Source organism: Alteribacter populi, from assembly GCF_002352765.1.
Lineage (GTDB): Bacteria > Bacillota > Bacilli > Bacillales > Salisediminibacteriaceae > Alteribacter > Alteribacter populi.
Map to the genome: position 1 here is coordinate 1,123,625 of NZ_KZ293963.1, position 22,470 is coordinate 1,146,094.

The following is a 22,470-nucleotide window of genomic DNA, read 5'->3' on the forward strand; positions in this document are numbered from 1 at the left end:
GTGGTTATTGGACAAACATGACTATTAGCTGTCCAATTTTTCAACAGCTTCTATAAAACAATCGCCTCTAACTTCAAATGTCTTAAATTGGTCCCAGCTAGCGCATGCCGGAGATAAAAGTACGATATCCCCTTCACTAGATTCGGAGTAAGCTTTAGGTACCGCTTGTTCTAAAAAGTCTGCTTGGTAAACGGGTATCCCTGCTTCCTTTGTAACACGGGCAATCTTTTCAGATGTTTCTCCGTAGGTTACTACAGCACGAACTTTCCCTTTCAGCCAAGGAATCAGTTCATCAAATTCATTTCCGCGATCGAGTCCGCCGGCAATTAACACAACGGGTTGCGTAAATGCTTTTAAGGCTGTGATCGTAGCAGGGATATTTGTCGCTTTTGAGTTGTTATAAAACTTCCGGCCTTTAATACTCTTCAAATATTGCAATCTGTGCTTGACGCCACTGAAATTCTTTAAAACAAAAGCGATGCGATCAACCTCTGTCTGGTAATGACGAGCGACAAGTGCTGCTGCCATTGCATTCTCGATGTTATGCTCACCTGGCAGTGACATCTCATCTCTATGAAGAATCGGTTCTCCATTGACAATTAAATCGTCATTTTCAATCCAAGCCCCTTCCGTTAGCTTTTCTTTCACGGAAAATGGCAAGAGCTTAGCTTGGACTCGTTCAGCCATCTCTCGAACTTGCAAATCGTCATAATTATAAACGATAACACTTTGTTCATTCAGGTTCTTAAATAACTGTCCTTTTGCATTAGCGTACGCTTCCCTGCTGCCGTGATAATCGAGGTGAGCATCGATCAAATTTAAGAGCACCGCTATCTCTGGCTTGAACGTATCAACTCCCATTAATTGAAAGCTGGAAAGTTCAGTGACCATGACGTTTTTTTCGGAAGCTTCTTGAGCGACTTCACAGCTTACCTTTCCAATGTTACCTGCAATAAGAGGATCATAAGAACTAAACTGAAGCATGTGATCAATCAGAGTTGTCGTGGTTGTTTTACCGTTCGAGCCAGTAATACCTACGATAGGCGCTTCACTTATCCGGTAGGCTAGCTCCACTTCGGTAATCACAGGGATGTCCTTTTGCAGAGCTTTTGCAACAAGGGGATTGTCATAGCGAATACCGGGATTTTTAATGACAAAAGCCACTTGATCATGAACGAGAGATAAAGGGTGGTCACCGCATACTACGCGACACCCCTCTTTTTCTAACATTTGAGCCGCTTCGTTTTCTTCTAGCTGCTTTTGGTCATTCACTGTCACCCGAGCCCCTAATTTAAGGAGTAACCTGGCTGCTGCTGTCCCGCTTTTAGCAAGCCCTAACACGAGTACCTCTTGATTAACAAAGTCTCGCACATCTTTCATTTACAACCACACCTCTAAATATATTCCCGCAACAGCGAATAAGATACCGACAAGCCAAAATGTAACGACCACGCGCCATTCACTCCACCCTGACAGTTCATAATGATGGTGAAGTGGACTCATCTTAAAGATTCGCTTTCCAGTCGTTTTAAAAGAGATAACTTGAATAATAACACTCAGCGTTTCAATAACGAAAACACCACCAATAATGACAAGCAGCAGTTCCGTTTTCGTTAATATCGCGATCGATGCCAAAGCTCCACCGAGAGCTAGTGATCCCGTATCACCCATAAATACACGAGCAGGGTGGGCGTTGAACACTAAAAACCCAAGCACTGCGCCGACAACGGCAGCACTAAATAAAGAAACTGTAAACATAGAAGCTGAATAAGCGACAATCGCAAACGCCCCAAATGCAACTGCGGCTGTTCCTGCAACAAGTCCATCCAATCCATCTGTTAAATTGACCGCATTAGACGCTCCCACTAACATGATGATAATAAGAGGAAAATAAAACCAACCGATATCTACAGAGAATGCCGTACCAGGTATGTGAATGTCTGTTGACAGTCCGCTCTGGAGAAGAACGACATAAAAAATTCCAGCAATAATAAGCTGACCTAAAAATTTCTGCTTGGACGTTAGTCCTAGGTTACGCTTTTTCGCTACTTTAATAAAATCATCTAGAAATCCTAACAAACCAAAGCCAAACGTCACAAGTATAACGAGGAAAATTTCTACATTTAAAGAATGAAATTTCCCACCCATTACCAGTGTGGTCAAAATGATCGCTAAAATAATCATAATTCCACCCATCGTAGGTGTTCCTGTTTTTTTCTTGTGAGATTCTGGTCCCTCATCTCGAATGCTTTGCCCAAACTTCAAACGCCTTAAAAATGGAATGAATATCGGGGAAAGCACCACCGTTACGAGAAATGACATGATTAGTGCAAATAATAAACCTTGTTCCAGCATTTAAGGAACCCCTTTCTAGTACGTGTCAAACTACCTTTTCTAGCTGTGAATTAATTGTTCAATCAATTGTTCAAACTCCATGCCCCGCGAAGCTTTAAATAAAAATACAGTATCGGGTGCATTGAAGTGTTGTAATCGTTTCATTGCTTGTTTTTTATTTTCGTAGTGTTCAATATTCAGTGTATCGTCTTTTCGGCTCTTTAATGCCTCTGCAATCCAAAATGCTTTTTCACCAATCGTGACTACATTCATAGCTGTACCGACACAAGCACTCGCAACAGACTCATGTAACGTTTTTTCATGAACTCCCAACTCTAACATATCTCCTAGCACGACTACTTTGCGAGAGTAATCTTCCATTACCTTAACGGTTTCGATCGCGGCTTTCATCGAAGTAGGACTTGCATTGTAAGCATCATTAATTAGTAGCGCCCCTGTTTCTGCTGTGAGTTGCTCCATTCTCATGCTTGTAACGGTTAAATTTTTCAAACCGTTCCTGGCATCTTCATCCGTTAAACCAAGGTGCGCTCCTAAAGCAATCGCGTAGAGGGCATTTTTCACATTGTGAGCACCTAAAACAGGAAGCTCAAACGCTTCGGGAATGCCCTTGACAGTAAAAGTTACACCTTGTGGCGTGTTTTGAATCGAGTGAGCATAGAAAAGAGCCTCTTCATGAAACCCGCACTCGATGACAGATGTTTTCCATTCGCGGTTTAATAACATTTCATCTCCATCAAGAATGAGAACACCACTCGCTTTCATACCGTCAGTGATCTCACCTTTAGCCTCGGCTATCCCTTCTCTTGAACCAAGTTGCTCCATATGAGATTCTCCTATGTTTGTGATCACACCATAATGGGGTTCAACGAGCTCACTTAAAAATGAAATTTCTCCTTTATGATTCATTCCCATTTCACAAATAAGGACATCTGTATCTTCTTGCATTCGTAAGACGGTTAACGGAAGGCCAATATGGTTATTATAATTCCCTTCTGTTTTATGGACATTGAGTCGTTCGCCCAATACAGATGCGATCATGTCCTTCGTCGTTGTTTTTCCATTTGAACCGGTAACCGCAATAACAGTAGGCCCTACTTGTTTTTTGTATGCTTCCGCTAATTGCTGCAACGCTTCTAACGTGTCTTCTACAAAGTAGACAGGGAAGTCATTTGGTAGCATATCCGGTAATGGGACACCTTTTTGCCAGAACGTTCCGCTTGCTCCGCCTTCAATCGCAGCTTCTAAAAACTGATGACCATCAAATCTGTCACCAATAATTGGGACAAACAAAGATCCTGCTTCAATTGTACGGGTATCGATGCTGACACCGTTAAAAGTATCAATGTTTGATCCTGTTTGATTTAGAGAAACCTTTTGTACCAGGGAAGAACTAAGGTTAAGCTTTTTCATCAGACAACGCCTCCATCGCTTGTTTTGCAATCACTCGGTCATCAAAATCAAACGTCTGATTTCCTATCGTCTGGTATGTCTCATGGCCTTTTCCGGCAATAAGAATAACGTCCTTTTCACTCGCCATGTTCACCGCTTTAAAAATCGCGTCTTTGCGGTCAACGATGACTGTGTATTGATCTCCTTGCATGCCTTCTTCCATGTCTGTAATGATTTGACGCGGGTTTTCTGAGCGCGGATTATCAGAGGTTAGTAATACATAATCAGAATGCTCCTCAGCTACACGCGCCATTTGCGGGCGCTTCGTACGATCGCGATCCCCGCCACAGCCAACGACAGTGATCACACGGCCAGTTGCAAATTCATTAATTGTTTCCAACACATTTTCAAGACTATCTGGAGTGTGGGCATAATCAACGAGGACAGTAAAAGGTGAGTCGTCGTCTGTTACTTTTTCAACACGCCCGGATACGCCGTTAATTTCCTCTAGACTTTTAATCACTTCTTTTAAAGGAATACCCGATGGACGGACAGCTGCAATTGCAGCTAACGCATTATAGACAGAAAATTTCCCAACCATATTTAAACGGACCGGGATAGATTCTTCTGGTGTTGTTACTGTAAAGCGTGAGCCGCCTTCATCAAACTTGACATTTACGGCTCGAATTTCACTATCGTTGTCGATCCCATATTGAATGACAGGAGCTGCTGTCATTTTCAATAGTTCAGTTGAAGCAGGATCATCACTATTTAGAACAGCCAATGGATTTTTTTTAGGAGAGTACCCATTTCCTAGTTGAGCAAACAATAAGCCTTTAGCGTGTAAATACTTCTCCATTGTTTCATGATAGTCCAAATGATCTTGAGATAGGTTCGTAAAAACAGCCACGTCATAATGACACCCGTGAACACGTCCCATTTCCAGTGCATGAGAAGAGACTTCCATCACAGCAGTATCTACGGATTCTTTTTTCATTTCATTAAACGTATGTTGCAGCGGAAGTGATTCAGGCGTCGTATTTTGAACTTTTTTTTCCTCTCCGCCGTAGCGCACATACATCGTGCCGATGATTCCTGTACGCTGGTTCGCATCATTTAAAATCTTTTCAATGAGGTGGGTGGTCGTTGTTTTTCCGTTCGTGCCGGTCACCCCAATAAGGTTCATGTCCAAAGTCGGGTAATCGAAAAAACGATTCGCAATTAACGCCATCGCACGCTTTGAATCTTTGACAAGAATAACAGGAACATCTACTTCTAGTTTTTCTTCAGCAACTAAAGCGACAGCTCCTCTTTTCACTGCCTCGTGAGCATACGCGTGCCCATCTACTGTGAAACCTCTTACACATATAAACAAACTGTGTTCAGATACGTCACGTGAGTCCATGTGAACGGAGGATATTTCCGGGTTTGCTTCCCCTATATACTGATAATAAGGTAACGTGTCTATTAGTGATTGAAGAGACTTCTTCATATGTAAATCCCTCGCTTTTCTATCATTCGTTACATCTTTGAGAAGGAAAGGTCGTCTTCCTTCTCAAAGAAGCATAGCATTTCTATTTTACTGGTCTTCAGTCGTTTTGTCATCCATATATACACGAACGGCAGAGCCTGCTTTAACTCTAGTACCAGGATCAGGTGACTGCATCGCTACTTCATTGCCTTCTCCTGATACATCCAACCTAAGTTCATAATAGGATTGGTTGATGTCCCGGACCGTTCTTCCGATTAAATCCGGAACCTCAACGATCGGTTCATCAGTCCAGGTACGTTCCTTTTCAATCTGGTCTTCTCGTTTTTCAACCCCCATCGCTTGGAGACTATCCTCGATAATGTTCCCGACAATAGGAGCTGCTACAGTACCACCAAACTGGGTAATTTCTTTCGGGTTGTCCACAGCAACGTAGACTACGATTTGCGGATCGTCAGCAGGCGCAAAACCAATAAAAGATACGATATGATTATTTTCAAGGTAGCGCCCGTCTTGTGCTTTTTGGGCTGTACCCGTTTTCCCACCGACTCGGTAGCCGTCAACAAAGGCATTTCTACCCGTCCCTTTAGCTACGACGTGCTCAAGAGCATCACGGATTTGAGCGGATGTATCTTCAGAAATAACATGTCTTTTCATCGTTGGAGAAGTGCGTGAGACGATTTCACTCGTGTCAGGGTCAGTCCATTCCTTTGCCAAATAGGGCTGATACAAATACCCGCCGTTCACCGCAGCAGCAACGGCAACAACTTGCTGTAGCGGCGTGACGGATACCCCTTGCCCAAACGAGGTCGTCGCTAATTCTAGGGGACCTACATTTTCAAGGTCAAACAAAATCCCTTTTCCTTCACCTTGTAAGTCAATTCCCGTTTTTTCACCAAAACCAAAATCGTGTATATAATCGAACAGGGTTTCTTTTCCTAATCTTTCGCCTAAAGCTACAAACCCAGGGTTACAGGAGTTCTGGACAACTTCTAAAAAGGTTTGGGACCCATGACCACCCTTTTTCCAACAGCGTAGACGATGTCCTGATACTTCAATATAGCCCGGGTCATGGAATTGGTCCTCTTTTAAATCAACCTTTCCTTCCTCTAAAGCTGCTGCAAGTGTAATAATTTTAAATGTGGAGCCGGGTTCATACTGACTCCAAACCGGTTTGTTTTGATTAAAAATTTCCGGAGGCACTTCTTTAAAACGCTCCGGATCATAATCAGGACGTGAAGACATTCCTAGAATTTCACCTGTATTCGGATTCATCGCAATCGCCATCGCACCATCGGGATTGTAAGTCGCTTCAGCATTATCAAGTTCACGTTCGATGATCGTTTGAATATTTGAATCGACCGTTAAAGACAAATTCACCCCGTCTACAGGGGGGGTATACTCATCGGCAAGGTTCGGCATTCTCCTCCCTTTCGCATCTGAATAAAAAGATACATGCCCTTCTTGACCTTTAAGATACTCATCATAATATAACTCTAAACCAGTCAGACCTTGATTATCAATGCCGGCAAACCCTAATACGTGGGACAGGTATTGTCCAAAAGGATAATGGCGCCTATTATCTTCGGCAATATAGACGCCATCTAGCTGTAAAAGTCTCACTTCATTTGCCAGTTCATTCGCGATTTTTCGACCCTCTGGATTGATTCGAACGATGGACTCCTTTTTTGTCACTAATTCATAGGCTTTTTGCGTATCCATATTTAGTGTTTCCGCTAATTTAGCTGCCGTCTCGTTTGGGTCTTCCACTTGTCTCGGGACAACTAATACCGAAGGAGCACTCACATTAGTAGCCAGTGGCACCCCGTTTCGGTCAAGAATTTCCCCACGGTTCGCTTCAAAAGGGATGTTTCTGCTCCATAAATCGGATGCTTTTTCAGAAAGGTCATCCCCTAGTACAAGCTGAACATAACCTAGTCGTATTGCAATAACCGAAAAAACAACCAACCCAACAAACAACGATAAAATTAAACGCTTGCGTACGGTAACATTAGAAACCCGCTTTATTTTCATTACCCTGAACCTCCCACTCTCTTCAAAGACTGGCTTGGTTCACTTTTATGTAAAGAAAGGACAGGTTAGAACCTGTCCTTTCGGTTTTATCGGGGGATATATAGCGGATTAGCTTAACTTATTGGCTTAATCCATAAAGAACGAGTCTTCATCATCTTCGGTTTCTTCAGGATTTTCCTGATAATCATCGTCTTCATCTTCTGGTTCTGAATGCTCCTCGGTCGTTTCTTCTGTCCTCTCTGTATCTAATTCAATTTTCACCTGGGTACCAGGATCAACCTCAGTTCCAGGGGAAATGCTTTGTGTACTTACATAACCGCTACCTTCAATCGTCACGTCGAGATCTGACAATTTCATCCAGGCATACACATGTCGGGCCGACCACCCTGTAAAATCGGGGATGGCAAACGAATCACCTTCTGTTAACAAGAAAACTTTCTCATTCGGTAAGACCGATGCTCCTTGTGACGGAAACTGGGAAATCACTTCGTCGTTTTCCCCAATTACTATTGGGTTCAAAGCGGCACTTTCAAGTTGATCACTGACATCTGTTACTGAAAGCTCCGTATAGTCTTCAACTTCTAAACCTGCCTCCTCTACATGTTCTTCTTCAATCGTTTGAGGGGTAATATTCATATATTGAAGACTTTGTTGCATGACGGGCTTAAACACTTTAGAAACTGGGATTGACCCGCTTTCGTGGAGGTCAATATCCGGTCGGTCCACCGCAACATAAACAATGACTTCCGGATCATCAGCAGGTGCCATCCCTAAAAAGGAATAAATATGGTTACCGTGACCCGATAATCTACCAGGTCCATCAGGGTCATTGATTTGAGCTGTCCCTGTTTTTCCGGCAATATCAAAGCCTTCAATCGCATAAGGCTGACCAGTTCCCGCTGACGAGGTAACAACGGATTCTAAAATTTCCAGCACTTGCTTTGATGTGCTTTCAGAAATGGGTTCCCCCGCCACTTCTGGTTCACTCTGATGAACGATATCCTCGCTGTCTTTATCATAAATTCGATCAATTACATAAGGCTTCATCATCTTTCCACCATTAGCGATAGCAGTAGCCGCTTGAATTTGTTGAATCGGTGTAATCGCAGACCCTTGACCAAAGGCAGTTGTTGCAGCATCAATCGGTCTGTAGTCAGCTATTGCACTGTTTGCTTCTTGAGGAAGATCGATTCCGGTTGTTTCACGGAAGCCAAATGCCTCGACGTAGTCGAAAAATCGCTCGGGCTTTAGATTTTCCAAAGCTAGTTTAGAGAAAGCAACGTTGGATGATCGTTGAACTCCTTCGTTAAAGGTAATTTCTCCCCAACCTTCCCCAGCATTGTGGTCAGGGATCGTGTCTGGTCCAATTTGGTATGTTCCAGATCGAAACTTTCCTTCTCCATCGTATACCCCTTCTTCTATAGCTGCAGCTAACGTAAAAGCTTTAATTGTAGAACCCGGCTCAAAACGTGATGAAACGGCATAATTCGTATAGTTGCTTATGTCTTCATAATGATTCGGGTTAAAGCTCGGACGATTCGACATTCCGAGGATCTCTCCGGTTTTCGGATCTGCGACAATGGCGATCATTCTTTCAGGTGAATATTCATCGTTAACCTGTGTCATCGCTTGCTCTAATACCATTTGAATCTTTGTATCAATGGTCAAATATACATCATTTCCGTTGTCGGGAGGGGAAATAGTATTTTCCGCATCAGCAAGGCGACGCCCCCTTCCGTCTTTTTGGTAGGTAATTTCCCCACTTTCATCGGATAAATACTCGTCAAGACTTTGTTCCAACCCCATTCGTGCAACACTCATATCTCTTTCGGTATAACCAATTAAATGAGAAGCAAACGTTTGGTTTGGGTAATAACGTTTCGGATCCTCACGGAATGTAATCCCGTCAATTTCAAGGTCTTCGATTTCTTGTCGAACTTCGGTGCTCAAATATCTCGCTCCTGACACCTCTACCTGAACAAGATCTTGAGAAAACCTTTCTTCTACAGCATCGACTGGAAGATCTAAAACCGTTGTTAATTTCTGTGCCGCTTCTTTCGGGTCTTTTATATGGTTATCATACGTATCATCTAAAATAGCAATGAGTGTATAGGAAGGTACTTCTTCTGCAATCGCTTCTCCTTCACGATCAAAAATGGTCCCTCTTTTCCCGTCAATAACATGCGTCTGGGACCACCGCTCTTCAATTAGAGAGTTTAAGTCTTGTCCCTGCACTTCTTTTGCAGCTTGAATGTATACAAACCTGAAAAAAATCAATCCAATAAAGAAAAGGAAGATTCCGAGAATGATAATGGCGCGTACGGTAATCTTCCTACTTTTTAATTGTTCCATTTCTCAACACCTGCTCATTAATCCTGATTTTGGATTACTCTTACATTTTGATCATCCAATTCCATCCCAAGTTCATTTTGAGCAATCTGGAGAATACGATCTGGGTCTGATAATTCTTTCACCTGTAAGGTAAGGCCATCATTAACAGTCGTCTGCTCTGCAATTACTTGTTCAGTTTGCTGGATGTGATGGTTTGCTATGTAGATCGAAGCGTAGTTAGAAACCATCATATAGGCTACAACGATCACTCCAAGCAAAGCCAATGGATAAATGATTCTCTCCCCTTTTGTAAGACCGCCTTTAAATACACGTTGCTTTAACGTTTTCGTTTCGTGCTGAGGCATCGAGTGCTGTTGATGTTGTACTTGTTTATCTGCCAAACTCACGGTGAACCCCTCCCTTAATTTTTCTCAGCAATCCTCAACTTTGCGGATTTCGCTCTTGGATTTTTCTCTAATTCTAAATCATTCGCTAAAATCGGCTTACGAGATACGAGTGTAAGCTCTGGTTCATACTCTTTTGGTATCACAGGTAATCCTTTTGGCAATTCCGGTGTGGAACTTTTTTGTTTAAACACTTTTTTACAAATCCGGTCTTCTAATGAATGGAAAGTAATAACCGCAATTCTTCCAGCAGGTTTAATTAACGCGATCGCATCTTCTAATGCTGATTCGAAAACATTGAGTTCGTCATTTACAGCGATTCGGATCGCCTGAAATGTTCGTTTTGCTGGATGTCCACCTTTTCTTCTTGCAGGTGCAGGAATGGCATCTTTAATAATGTCCACAAGTTCTCCTGTCGTTTCAATCGGAGCTTCTTCCCTTTTCGCCTCAATTTTCCGAGCAATATTTTTTGCAAATCGCTCTTCACCATATTGACTAATGACTTTCATTAATTCATGGAACGACCACGTATTCACCACATCGTAAGCAGTAAGCTGTTGCGTTTGATCCATTCTCATGTCCAACGGGGCATCATAACGATAGCTAAACCCTCTCTCTGGTTCATCAAACTGAGGAGAGGACACACCTAGATCAAATACAAAACCATCAACCTCTGTAATGCCTCTTTCGTGAAGTTCATCTTTTAAGTGGCGAAAATTCGAACGTACAAATATTACGTTCTCCCTGTAAGATTCTAAACGTTCTTTGGCAAACGCTAAGGCTTGATCATCTTGATCAAAAGCATACAGCTTTCCTTTTTCACCGAGTTCCTTTAATATCCGCTCACTATGACCTCCACCACCTAGTGTACAGTCCACATAAATCCCATCCGGATGAACATTAAGCCCTTCTACGGTTTCTTCCTTTAGCACTGTTTCGTGTTCAAACATTTTCTACACCTATCCTTCAAATTCACCTGCGTTACAAATCAAAATCTACAATTCCTTCAGCAATTTCAGTAAACGAGTCTTCAGATTCAGCAAAATACTCTTCCCAAATCTCTTTACTCCAAATTTCCACGCGGTTTGAGACACCAATAATTACACATTCCTTTTCCAGCTTTGCATATGAACGAAGAACGGAAGCAACATTGACTCTTCCTTGCTTATCAAGTTCACATTCAGTAGCTCCAGAAAAGAAAAACCTTGTAAAGGCCCTTGCATCTTTTTTTGTAAACGGCAAGGTTTTTAGTTTCTGTTCTAAGTGTCTCCATTCTTCTTCAGGATACACAAACAAACATTGGTCCAAACCTCTTGTTACTACGAAGGAGGAGCCGAGATCGTCACGGAATTTAGCTGGAATAATCATCCTGCCTTTTTCGTCGATATTATGGCGAAACTCTCCCATAAACATCTCGGCTCACCTCCTTCCCCCACTTCTTATCACTAATTTACCACATCCCCCCACTTTCCTCCACTTCCTTTTAAAAAAAGTATTTAAATTGTAATGAAAACATCAATATTAGAGGAAAATGGACTATTTTTTTACAGATGTGTTCACTAGTGCGTGTTCAAAAAGGTGAAACCAACACTTTTGTTTAGAAAAGCCAAAAAAAGTGCAAGCAGCTGCTTCCCCTGTCACGTATAGTGCGACAGTTTTTCACCTTAAATGATTCGCCCCCGGAAAAACACTCTAAAAGCTATGAAAAGCCTTGAAACAACAAAAAACCTTGCGCAAGGCACAAGGTTTTTTGCTGTTAAAAGAGAGGACAACCGCCACACCGTCTATATCAGGAATTAGACAGTTATCGTCTTATAAAAATACAAATGTGTGATAGTGATGCTTAGATCCACGATTTATAATTTCTACCGAAAGTCTCTGAATAAGGTCTGAGCCGTATTCATTTAAAAATGGTAAAACATTGACTGTTCTTTCCTGTAGCCCTCCGTTAGGGTGTAAAACAGTCCGTACATGATCGAAGTGGTTTAAAGTGGGGCGTAAGAGATGATCAACTTGTTTGCCTACTGTCCGTTTATATTGCTCCAGCCCTTGCAAACTTCTCTCAGTAAACCGCTCGTAGTCCATTTTTGTTGCATCAGTCGAATTAAGTCCCTCCGCTACTTTTTCCATCACCTTTCTCATCTCAGCTTCAGCCGTTTCAAAGATAGGGTCGTAATCGATAGGTTTATTTTTTTCATACCACTCTTCTCTCGACTCTTCCACCCCCGCTGAGGCTACCTGCCAAAGATTAAGGTCGAGGGCTTTCAAGTACTTTTCAGCGCCTCTTTCTACTATGCTGAACTGCATCCGGGGGAGAAGTGGGGGGATTTGAAAATTAAAAAAATGAAACAGCTTTTTCAATGTTCCCCAATATCGAATCTCCCCAGGACCGGAAATAAAACCAAGAACTGGAAGTAGCCATTCTTGCATAAGTGGCCTGGAAATGACGTTGTTGCTTAACCTCTCCGGTTCTTCTTCAGCCACTTTTAATAATTCATTTTTTGTCCATGATCGGTGACCTTCTTTATCAACGAAAGCTTCTCGTTCTTCATCAAAATACAAAAGAATTCGTTCGTCATTATCATGGATAAACAAGTGACTCAGGTTCATGTCGACCTGAACCGGACTTCCATTGCCCGCTTCTTGAAAGGCTTTTGCTTGTTCAGTAAATGCATCTCGAACGGATTCATTCTCTTCAATAAGGTCTTTGAAAAATGGACGCTCCAATTTTCGAATCTGTTCATCAGCTGCATCCATTAACACGAGTCCTGTCCCTTCGAATAGTCGATGGATGAGTTTAGCGAAAAATTCAACATAAGTGGTGGAACTAAAAATCAGCTGTTCCCACTCTTCGTAAAGATCTTTTGTATGTACAGTTTCCCTTAAATAAAGAAGAGATTCCTTTAACTGCTTCATCACTTGAGATTGATCGAGACTCCGCTTTGAAGCTGGAATTTTGAGATCGTTCCGTTCACGCATAGCTACTCTTTTTAATTCACCTTTATAGTGAATAAAAGCGTGGTTAATTTCATCGATATCATGATCCTCACCTGCTATCCAAAACAAAGGGACGACGGGCACGCCAAGGTTTTCTTCGGTTTCTTTAGCATGGGCCAAAATGGAGATCACTTTGTTAATTGTATACATAGGACCTGTAAAAAGCCCCGCCTGCTGCCCACCTACAATCATGAGAGAGCGATCATCACCGAGCTTGTCAATTTGTTCGAAGGTGGCTTGATTCGATGTGAGGCTCTCATTATATGTTTTTAAGACAGATTTCAATTTAGCTCTTTGAAAGTTCCGGGCTTTTAACTCTTTTGCCCTCTCTTGCAAATCCGTTACTTGGTAGCTGTAATCGTAAAAGGTCATTAAAGCGGGGTCTTCTTCTATGTATCTATCTAGAAAGGGATTATGCCCTGACAATGGTTCATACTGGATGTGCATATGTGTAACAACCTTTCGCCTTCGATTCATTTCGAGTGCCGATATTTTACTCGTACATTATAGCAAAACTTCTGCTTATGACCAATTGATTAAACTTGCGTCCCCCCGAAAGTAAACATAAACATTTCTGAAGCAAACCCATAGAACATTAACACGAAATATAAAACTAAAAAGACGACAAACTGAAACCGCCAGACCCCTTTGATAATTCGCAAAATCTTGATTTCCTCATACATTCTCCAATGGATAAAAGTAAAAACAATAGCAGTTAGCAAGATAAGAGCAATCATCATTCCAATCAATGAAACGTTCCAAATTTCCATTATGATAAAATGAACGGCAAACATAAACAGCAACAATGACCAATCTACAGCTAACTTTAACGCGTAAACTTTTTTCTTCGTCATTTTCACAGTAATGATATAGACCAAATAAAGACCAATGATGGGTGCGGTAACAAGTGTCGCCACGACATAAGCCATCACATCACCTAACATTAGCACTCCCCCTTTCCAAACCTTTGACTGATTCATGCAAAAATGACACAATTGGCAGCTTGTGTCCCTGCTCTTCCCCTTTGTCCAGTATGTACCCTGTTATCGCATCTATTTCCGTTCTTCTTTTCAAGCGAATATCTTCATACATCGAAGAATGGTTTTTCGAGGTTTTTCGGATGATATCCTCCACCTGCTCCCACCTCGGAACAGGGGTTATGACATTTTTGATTTCGATATATACTGCTTTTGCATTTTCATAGTAAAATTCATTGGATAAAAGTGCGCCATTCTCCACCCTATATAAAGCTGTCAATGGATTAATTACCGCATTCACTACCAATTTTTCACGCATCCAGCGAGTAATATCGACCTCAGACTTTGCAGTAAAACCAGCTTGATCCAGTCTGTAAATGACAGAGTCCAGCTCACCATTCATCCCTTTCAATGAGCCAATTTTGCATTCACCAACGCCTGTGTGACGCACTTGATTATCAGTTATTCTTTTTGCACCATGCGTAACTACACTAGCATAAAGCGGCGTGTTCCCTAAATATCTCTCAGCTTTCTCCACGTGCCCCATTCCATTTAAAACGAGAATAACCGGACAGCTAAGAACCGTTCTTGAAAGTACGCTAAGGACATGGTCAAGCTGATATTGCTTAACAGCTATAAATACACAGTCCCATTTACCTGGATTCCATTCTAAGAACGAGTTTGCTTGTATTCGCGTATGCAAATGAATCGAGCGCTGATCTTGAAGGAGATGAATGCCTTCCTTTTGAATGACATCAGCTTGTTGTTTTCTTTGTGTAAACAGTTTCACTTCATGGTCAGCCAATTGTAAATAACTTGCTAGCAACAGACCTATTGACCCGCTGCCAATAATACCAATTGTCACATTCATCCCTCCTGGATTTAGAAAAACTGCATAGCGGTCTTTTATTAAAGCAGTTTCCTAAATGATTATTGCTTTTTAATAAGATAAGATCTTCGTTCGGATTCACGGTGTTTTCAGCTTTTGCTTTTCCCGCAGGAGTCGACTGCCCTTCGCTCCAATCATCCATTATAAAAATGAATAGCCATTGTTTGACTTCATCAAGCAATATATAAATGTGATGAATTTACAAAGCACTATACCAGCGAAGGAAATACACGTAGATTCCAGCGGGAAAGCGAAGACGTTGAGACCCCACAGTGAGCGCACTTTGCGAACGAGGAGGCTCAGCGCGAGCCCGCGAAAGCGTAGTGTATTTCCGAAGCGGTAGGTGATGTCGCAGTTTATTTCAGCTGCGAAGATTAAAAGCAGCAATACATACGAAAAGAGCCTTAATTAAAAGTGAAATATTAAACATGTCTGATGCCTTCATAATTCTGAGCAAAGGGGATAATCATTTAAATCAATAACGTCAATCTGAGCGAAAAGGCCTTTATTAAAAATAGCATTAGTTTCCGCCGTATATTTTAAAGTCTCAGGAATAAAAAAACTACTCTATCATTGTCTTCACACTCACAGAAACCACTAAAAAAGAAATAAAACAAGACTTTGATATTACTCATTTTATCATATTTTCCATCCATGCACCTTTTTCCCTTTCATTTCAAACTTTCTCTTTTCAAATTATAAAAATATATAGATAATTCCGCCGTTGTTATAGTAAAATAAAATTAACTGATAAGTTGGAGGGACAGCCATGGTTGATTACAAAGAAGTTAAGCGCTTACGTATAAACTTTAAAACACTTGAAGAGTTTGAAAACTTTCGTGAGTATGGATTGCAAGAATTGTCCATGAAAGAAGACTTGCAAGGAAACATGATTGATAACGACAGTGAATCTCCATTCTATGGCATTTATTACGGTGACAAATTAGTCGCTCGCATGAGTTTATACAAAGTAGACGAAAAATACGATCGCTATTTCGAACCTCCTCAAGATTACTATGAACTTTGGAAACTTGAAGTTTTAGAACCTTACAAAGGAAAAGGCTTTGGTAAGTCTCTTGTTGATTATGCCAAATCATTAGAGCTACCATTAAAGACAAATGCCCGGCAGCGTTCAGATGAGTTTTGGAACAAGATGGGTTTTGAACCTTTAACGTACGACACCCAACGAGATCGTGGGGAAAACCCATACGTTTGGTTTCCGGAAGGAGTAAAAGAACAAAAGACAGAAAACGAAAAATAAAGATTATTGAACGTAAAAAGTATAAAGAAAACTTGGCTTGCCGCCAAACCATAATGACGGAAACCGTCCGCTAACTCCTATACAAAAATGAGGAAGGAAGCCCATCACAGGCTCCCTTCCTCGTTTTTCGTTCTCCCGGCAACTATGATGGAGAAGAAGCTGCCGTTTTGTTCCGTTTTGCTGCACGTTCTACGACATTGATCATAAGCTGATAATCGTTTTTTATTAATTCATAATCATCTTTTACTTTTGATAACTCTTCATTCAACGCTTCATTTTCCTGCTTTAATGATTCACACTTCTGGGTGAACTCTTCAGGAGACATGTACTCCGATACGGTTTGCAGTACCTTTTTCTGTTTGGTTAGAAACTCGATCACTTCATTAAACGCTTTGACAACATCTTCATTACTCCCATTAAGTTGACCGACTTTTTCTTGATAACTCTCATCACCTTTTGGCATGTCAGGCAAACGGTTTAGATGAGATTTCACACTTTTCCTTTGCTTTTTCGCTAGCTGTATCGCTGTGTCATACTTTTTCCTTATCGCTGAATTCCACCGAAAGCCACAAGCAGCAGGAGTCCTAGAGAGCTTTTGACCTACTTCCTCAAAAGCCGATAATTGTGTGCTGCCTTCTCTAATATGTCTTAATACAACTTCTGCCAATGTAAGATCCTCATCATTATTCCAAGCATCCTGTCGAACCACGTGGTGTCATCCCTCCTTCTCTCATCAGTTACCTTCAACCCATATGTATGCGGATGATAGAAAAGATAGACTCTTTTCTCTTATTTTCAGTATTCACTTTTTTCAAGAGCCTATTCAATTATCGAAGGGGAACAACCTTCAATACTACTTTGAAAGGAAAGCATTTACCGCTTGGTGGTGCTCTTCTTTCTCCCAAAGAGTCGCGCATTCTTTTACCTCTGTATCTATATTCTTAAACAACTCTCTAGTAACTTGTTTATTTCTAAGCGAATGTTTGTAAGTAGATAATACTCCATGTGATACCAGCTTCCATTGCTCGCACCACACCCTCAATTCGTCTTCATCTTCTACAACAGCTTGAATCCAACCTAAGCTTACTCCTTCTTCAACTGTAAACGTGCGAGCTGTACTCAGCATGATCAATGCATTAGTAAAACCGATTTTTTCCTTTAAAAGGGATGCTCCACCCCACCCCGTTGTAATTTGTAGTTGTCCTTGAATAAATCCAGTTTTCACATACGGTTTAGCAACACGAAAATCGCAGCTTGCCGCTATTTCACAGCCTCCACCTACTGCATGACCATTCATATAAGCAACTGTAATGAATGGAAGAGAGGCGAATCTTTTTAATATTTCACTCATTGGAACTAGCATTTTTAATGCATCTTCTGCAGTTTTAAGCGAATGGAATTTACTCAAATCCCCTCCTGAACAAAAAGCCTCACCTTCTCCAGTAATGATAGCAAGGCGAACCGTAGAATTCGTTTCAAGTTTGTCTAGTATTGTATTTAATTGGTCAATAACGTCTTCGTCGATGGCATTTCTAACCTCCGGGCGATTAAGTGTAATTTTCACTACCCCTTCTCCGAGAGCAGTAAGAATTACTTTTTGCTTTTCTGTCATCACGACCACTCCTTTTCGTTATTATTCGACATCTGATTATTTATTCTTTGAACCTAGTTCAAAATCCTTTAGGTATTTTCCATCCCTGCTACAACATGAGAAAAAACGCACAGCGGTCTTTTGTTAAAGCCGTTCCCTAAAAAGATTATTGCTTTTTGATAAGATAAGACAAGACAATCTATGCGAAAATTTAAAGTCTCAGGAATGCTTTTCCCTTTAGACGAGCGGCTGTGCTTATACTTTATTAAAGTATAAAAAAACAGGAAGGGTTACCCCTTCCTGTTTCGAGTCAAACATTATTTGTTTACAACGTCTTTACCTTTGTAAGATCCGCAAGCTTTACATACACGGTGAGATAGCTTAGCTTCACCGCACTCCGGACAATTTACCATGCCAGGTACATTCAATTTGATGTGAGTACGTCGCTTGTTCTTACGCGTTTTACTAGTTCTACGAAAAGGTACTGCCATGATTGACACCTCCTTGAAAAATTCAAAATGAAGAAGGGATATTCAAAAATTCCCGGAAAACCCAAGTCGTCAAACTTCATCGTTACGACATACGAACATGACGTGAAGGTTTCGATTCTGATTGTCCGCTTTTTTTGAATATAGTTACTCTTCTTTTTCGAAAAACTTCTCAAGGTCCTTGAGTCGGGGGTCGACTTTTTTCCCCTGTTCTTCTTCCGGGACTAATTCCCAGTCTTTACCAGAAACAGGAGCAGGTCCTTCCTCCTCATCACTGAACACTTGCATCGGTTTTTCTAACAAAATACGTTCTTTAACATAAGGTAATAAATCTACCGTGTTATCTTCCAACTCATGAACGTCTTCTTCCTCTTCGAAGGTGGCCCATTCATCCAACTTAAATATTTCGTTGGCTTCGATGGAGAAAGGATATTCTACATCATTTAACGTCCTCGCACAAGGGAGTGTCATCTTTCCTTCAATGTGCAATCTAAATGTGATTGCATCGTTCGAAAATAATGTGTCTCCTGTTACATGTACAGGACTGATATGGCGGATTTCACGGTCTTTCTTTACTAAATCTGATACATCTACCGATTCGTTAACGTGCAATCCTTTTTGCTTATAGGATAACAACTGTTGAACCGACCATTTCATTCTATTTCACCTCAAGACAACAAATGTTATTATATCCTTGGCAAGTTGTTTTGTCAAGGTAACTTCTTTACATACAAAATTTAATTTTTCATTGCCAGCATCAATCATAGCAAAGTAATCAGCAAATTCAAACCCGAACGTTTATTGATTGATTGATTGTTCCTCTAGCTTTTGAGCGTTTGGCAAGCGAATGCTTGCCCTGTCACGCAAAGAGTGACAGTTGAAAAAACAATTTCAAAAGAATATAGCTCTTAGCTTTTGAGCGTTAAAAAACGCGCAAATAGCAACAAAAATTACGATAATAGCTTTATTTTAACCCGTTCCCGCGAAAAAAACAGTTTAAACAGAGACAATAATTGCTTATCCTTGTAGTAGAGCAATCAGAGGAGGAACTCACGTGAAATCAGTAGGCCTTGTTGTAGAGTATAACCCTTTTCATAACGGACATTTATATCACTTAACCGAATCAAAAAAAGCAGCCGGAGCGGACCTTGCAGTTGCAGTAATGAGTGGGTCTTTCCTGCAGAGAGGGGAACCTGCGTTAACCGATAAATGGACGAGAACAAAAATGGCACTACAAGGTGGGTGTGATATCGTTGTTGAGCTCCCTTTCGCTTATGCTGTCCAACACGCAAACCTTTTTGCCCAAGGAGCTGTCGCTGTTCTTGATCAATTAAACGTCGATTATATATCCTTTGGCAGTGAAGATGGCGATATAGACCACTTTGTTCGGACACTTCATACAATGACAGAGCATCGCGAAGAAATTGACCAAGCGGTTCGCAGCTTTTTGTCAGAAGGTTATAGTTTTCCTAAAGCATGCTCATTAGCATATGAAGCCATTTTGCCCTCCACTGGTGTTGACCTTGCAAAACCAAATAACATTCTGGGATTACAGTATATTAAAGCTGTACATGACCTGAACAGTTCAATTAAGCCATTAACGATCCTCCGCGAAAAAGCAGGCTATCATGACCTTAAACCTTCGGATGAAGCGATCGCCAGTGCAACAATGATCCGAAACCGGCTTGTTTCTGAAAACTTCACTCTAGAAGATATTCAAGCCTATGTACCGGAGACCACCTTTGAAAACCTCGTTCAATACAAAAAAACATACGGACAGTGGCATACGTGGGAACATTATTTTCCATACGTTAGGCAAAAAGTAATCACCTCATCACCCGCAGAGCTACATGAATTGTACGAAATGGAAGAAGGCATGGAGTATCGCTACAAGAAAGGCATCAAACATAGTGAATGTTTCAGTTCCTTTATTGATTACCTAAAAACGAAACGATATACAAGGACCAGGTTACAGCGGTCGATGGTCCACTTATTAATGAATACAAAAAAATCATGGATGAAAACACACGCAAACGCTCTCTCCCCGTCCTACATTCGTCTGCTTGGAATGAGTACAGTCGGTCAAGAATATCTTTCTTCAATCAAAAAGCAGATAGGTGCGAGGATGATCACAAATGCAAGTAAAGGAAAAGACCCTCTTCTCCAAAAAGATATCGAAGCAGCGACCGTTCATCATTTGCCACTCATTAATCATACGAACCACTGTCTTACAAGGGAATTTACCGAAAAACCGATTCGCTATCACCGCGAAAAAGGCACTTTCCTATAACGGAAAGCGCCTTTCATGATCTATTGTACGCGAGTAAATAGGCGATAACACTTAACCTACGGGGATACTTCCTCTAAAGGGTTTCTAAATAAGCCAGCGCCTCTTCAAACGTGTCAACAGCGACAACTTCCATGTCAGTATCAATCGATGCGGCGGTTTCCATTGCGACTTCATAATTCGACCCTTCTACCCCTTCTTCGTTTGGAGCAAAGAAAACAGAAGCGCCTGCCTTATCAGATGCAATTATTTTTTGTTTCACGCCGCCTATCCTGCCGACGAGCCCTTCTTCACTTAATGAACCCGTACCAGCAATGTGGTGCCCTTTCGTAATATCTTCTTCAACAAGCTGATTATAAATTTCGAGCGCAAACATGAGTCCAGCAGAAGGGCCGCCAATTTCAGCAGTATTTATTGTAACCTCCGGACTTTTTATGAGTTCACGGTCGGTAATTGGATGGGCAATCCCGATACCTCCTCGCTCGCCGGTAGGATCGAGTTCCTCTGGAAATGGTTCTACATTTATCGTAACCTCAAGCGTCTCTTCGTCCCGTTCTGCTACCAAGTCAACTTCATCACCGATCGTTACTATACTAAGGACATCGAGAAGCGCTTCTGCTGTTAATGTTTCCTCATCATTAACCTCAATGATCCGATCGCTGACTTCAAGTTTCCCTTTTGCATCCATGCCATCAACAAAACTGGTGACTAAGACTCCGTAGTTTTCAAAATACGCCTCTTTTCCTGCAGCATTATAAGCAACAAGAACAGAGACATCCTGGGAGCTCGACATCATCATTAGCTGCCGGTGATGATATTCTTCGTCTGTTTCCCCCTCAGGCCGGACTAAATTCTCTGGGATGATATCCCTTTCATTACTTAATAGCGACCATATATAATTCACTGTATTCGCTTTTCCCATTCTGACTGTTGTCAGACTTAAGGATCCTTCATATTCGTTTCCTTCCTCCACCTCAATCACTTCACTTAAAACTTTGGCATCACCTGGAATACTAAAGTAATAAGGCAATTGATAGAAGTTCACAAACACAAGGATTAAAATAAAAACAGTCCAACGGATAACCGATGCTTTACTCTTCTTCTCTTTCGTTTCGTTCATGATGTTTCTCCTTCCATGCCGCTATTATCTCTTTTAATAAGGAAAGGTGTTTTTCCATTTCTTTTTCGCCTTGCCTAATAATTTCTTCAACTTCTGTGAATTGTGTCGCTTTAATATGTTTAAAGATCGGTCTTATCATTAAATCAGATTCTATTTCCCGATATCTTACCATTTCTTTTTCCATTATGTCCATACTTTGGATAATCACATCATAAATCGACGTAATGTCAGGCTCTGCATTAAAGTAAGAAACATCGACCGCAACGACAATCTCAGCACCCATATCTTTAACAACACTAACAGGTACTCGGTCAACAACCCCGCCATCAACAAACAAACGCCCTCCGATTTTTTCTGGCACTAAAATACCGGGAATCGCAATACTCGCTCGTACAGCTTGAGCAATATCACCTTTTGTAAAAATGACTTTTTCTCCTTTTTTCAAATCAGTCGCCACCACAGATACGCTCGGTTGAAGCTCCTCAAGCATTTTTTGTTTCACTAGCATCCGGATCACATTCTTCGCTTTTTCTCCCTTAACAAACCCCATCTTAGGCACGGTAATATCTACAAAGTACTTCCGCCTGAATTGGAATGCCATCTTCTCCATCAATTCAGGAGAGTGGCCTGCGCCATAAAGAGCACCAATAAGGGCTCCCATACTGCTGCCTGCTATAAAGTCAATGGGGATCCCTTCTCGGACTAATACCTTTAATACGCCGATATGAGCAAACCCCCTAGACCCTCCAGAGCCAAGAGCTAAACCAATCTTTGGGTCCACCTTATCGCCCCCTAACTGAACTGTTCATCCGTTACACGTTACAGGTCTAAACTCTTTATTGTTACGTATATTGAATT

General features: G+C 41.3%; 20 protein-coding genes. 2 read left to right on the forward strand and 18 right to left on the reverse strand.

Annotated elements, in window-relative coordinates:
* Positions 1–24 precede the first annotated feature (24 nt).
* The 12 genes from murD to CDZ94_RS05530 form a co-directional block, all read right to left on the reverse strand.
* Positions 25–1,380 (reverse strand): UDP-N-acetylmuramoyl-L-alanine--D-glutamate ligase, encoded by a 1,356-nt coding sequence (gene murD / locus CDZ94_RS05475; RefSeq protein ID WP_096435505.1) that lies wholly within the window; start codon positions 1,378–1,380, stop codon positions 25–27.
* Positions 1,381–2,355: a phospho-N-acetylmuramoyl-pentapeptide-transferase gene (mraY, locus tag CDZ94_RS05480; RefSeq protein ID WP_096435506.1), complete on the reverse strand. Its 975-nt coding sequence runs from the start codon at positions 2,353–2,355 to the stop codon at positions 1,381–1,383.
* Positions 2,356–2,394: 39 nt separating this feature from the next.
* Entirely contained in the window at positions 2,395–3,765 is a 1,371-nt protein-coding gene (locus CDZ94_RS05485; protein WP_096435507.1) for a UDP-N-acetylmuramoyl-tripeptide--D-alanyl-D-alanine ligase, read from the reverse strand.
* Positions 3,752–5,236 carry a UDP-N-acetylmuramoyl-L-alanyl-D-glutamate--2,6-diaminopimelate ligase gene (locus CDZ94_RS05490; RefSeq protein ID WP_096435508.1) on the reverse strand — a complete coding sequence of 495 codons (1,485 nt, stop codon included), beginning with the start codon at positions 5,234–5,236 and terminating at the stop codon, positions 3,752–3,754. Before CDZ94_RS05490 ends, CDZ94_RS05485 begins: the two co-directional genes overlap by 14 nt.
* A gap of 87 nt (positions 5,237–5,323) precedes the next feature.
* A complete protein-coding gene (locus CDZ94_RS05495; protein WP_096435509.1) occupies positions 5,324–7,267 on the reverse strand; it encodes a stage V sporulation protein D in 1,944 nt (647 codons plus the stop codon).
* Between the two features lie 126 nt (positions 7,268–7,393).
* Positions 7,394–9,619, reverse strand: coding sequence for a penicillin-binding protein (locus CDZ94_RS05500; RefSeq protein ID WP_096435510.1), 2,226 nt, complete (start codon positions 9,617–9,619; stop codon positions 7,394–7,396).
* Positions 9,620–9,636: 17 nt separating this feature from the next.
* Complete coding sequence (gene ftsL, locus CDZ94_RS05505) at positions 9,637–10,005, reverse strand: cell division protein FtsL (protein ID WP_096435511.1); 369 nt, start codon at positions 10,003–10,005, stop codon at positions 9,637–9,639.
* Positions 10,006–10,019: 14 nt separating this feature from the next.
* Entirely contained in the window at positions 10,020–10,952 is a 933-nt protein-coding gene (gene rsmH / locus CDZ94_RS05510; RefSeq protein ID WP_096435512.1) for a 16S rRNA (cytosine(1402)-N(4))-methyltransferase RsmH, read from the reverse strand.
* A gap of 31 nt (positions 10,953–10,983) precedes the next feature.
* On the reverse strand, positions 10,984–11,415 hold the full coding sequence (mraZ, locus tag CDZ94_RS05515) for a division/cell wall cluster transcriptional repressor MraZ (RefSeq protein WP_096435513.1): 432 nt from the start codon (positions 11,413–11,415) through the stop codon (positions 10,984–10,986).
* A gap of 399 nt (positions 11,416–11,814) precedes the next feature.
* A complete protein-coding gene (gene bshC, locus CDZ94_RS05520) occupies positions 11,815–13,446 on the reverse strand; it encodes a bacillithiol biosynthesis cysteine-adding enzyme BshC (protein WP_157811962.1) in 1,632 nt (543 codons plus the stop codon).
* A gap of 89 nt (positions 13,447–13,535) precedes the next feature.
* Positions 13,536–13,943 (reverse strand): DUF3397 domain-containing protein, encoded by a 408-nt coding sequence (locus CDZ94_RS05525; protein WP_232735738.1) that lies wholly within the window; start codon positions 13,941–13,943, stop codon positions 13,536–13,538.
* Positions 13,933–14,841 carry a 2-dehydropantoate 2-reductase gene (locus tag CDZ94_RS05530; protein WP_157811961.1) on the reverse strand — a complete coding sequence of 303 codons (909 nt, stop codon included), beginning with the start codon at positions 14,839–14,841 and terminating at the stop codon, positions 13,933–13,935. The genes CDZ94_RS05525 and CDZ94_RS05530 overlap by 11 nt, the downstream gene beginning before the upstream one ends.
* Before the next feature lie 793 nt (positions 14,842–15,634).
* Between CDZ94_RS05530 and CDZ94_RS05535 the strand changes: the two genes are divergently transcribed.
* Positions 15,635–16,126 (forward strand): N-acetyltransferase, encoded by a 492-nt coding sequence (locus tag CDZ94_RS05535; RefSeq protein WP_096435517.1) that lies wholly within the window; start codon positions 15,635–15,637, stop codon positions 16,124–16,126.
* Positions 16,127–16,268: 142 nt separating this feature from the next.
* Here CDZ94_RS05535 and CDZ94_RS21800 read toward each other — a convergent pair whose 3' ends face one another.
* The 4 genes from CDZ94_RS21800 to CDZ94_RS05555 form a co-directional block, all read right to left on the reverse strand.
* Positions 16,269–16,835 carry an RsfA family transcriptional regulator gene (locus CDZ94_RS21800; protein WP_096435518.1) on the reverse strand — a complete coding sequence of 189 codons (567 nt, stop codon included), beginning with the start codon at positions 16,833–16,835 and terminating at the stop codon, positions 16,269–16,271.
* 144 nt (positions 16,836–16,979) lie between these two features.
* Complete coding sequence (locus tag CDZ94_RS05545) at positions 16,980–17,738, reverse strand: enoyl-CoA hydratase/isomerase family protein (protein WP_096435519.1); 759 nt, start codon at positions 17,736–17,738, stop codon at positions 16,980–16,982.
* Positions 17,739–18,034: 296 nt separating this feature from the next.
* Complete coding sequence (gene rpmF, locus CDZ94_RS05550) at positions 18,035–18,208, reverse strand: 50S ribosomal protein L32 (protein ID WP_096435520.1); 174 nt, start codon at positions 18,206–18,208, stop codon at positions 18,035–18,037.
* 144 nt (positions 18,209–18,352) lie between these two features.
* Positions 18,353–18,862: a YceD family protein gene (locus CDZ94_RS05555; protein ID WP_096435521.1), complete on the reverse strand. Its 510-nt coding sequence runs from the start codon at positions 18,860–18,862 to the stop codon at positions 18,353–18,355.
* Positions 18,863–19,259: 397 nt separating this feature from the next.
* On the opposite strand from CDZ94_RS05555, the gene CDZ94_RS05560 reads away from it, so the two are divergent.
* Positions 19,260–20,495 carry a nucleotidyltransferase gene (locus CDZ94_RS05560; protein ID WP_096435522.1) on the forward strand — a complete coding sequence of 412 codons (1,236 nt, stop codon included), beginning with the start codon at positions 19,260–19,262 and terminating at the stop codon, positions 20,493–20,495.
* Between the two features lie 73 nt (positions 20,496–20,568).
* Here the strand turns inward: CDZ94_RS05560 and CDZ94_RS05565 are convergent, their stop codons facing one another.
* Positions 20,569–21,612, reverse strand: coding sequence for a SepM family pheromone-processing serine protease (locus tag CDZ94_RS05565; protein WP_096435523.1), 1,044 nt, complete (start codon positions 21,610–21,612; stop codon positions 20,569–20,571).
* Positions 21,584–22,393: a patatin-like phospholipase family protein gene (locus CDZ94_RS05570; RefSeq protein WP_096435524.1), complete on the reverse strand. Its 810-nt coding sequence runs from the start codon at positions 22,391–22,393 to the stop codon at positions 21,584–21,586. The genes CDZ94_RS05565 and CDZ94_RS05570 overlap by 29 nt, the downstream gene beginning before the upstream one ends.
* Positions 22,394–22,470: the final 77 nt, after the last annotated feature.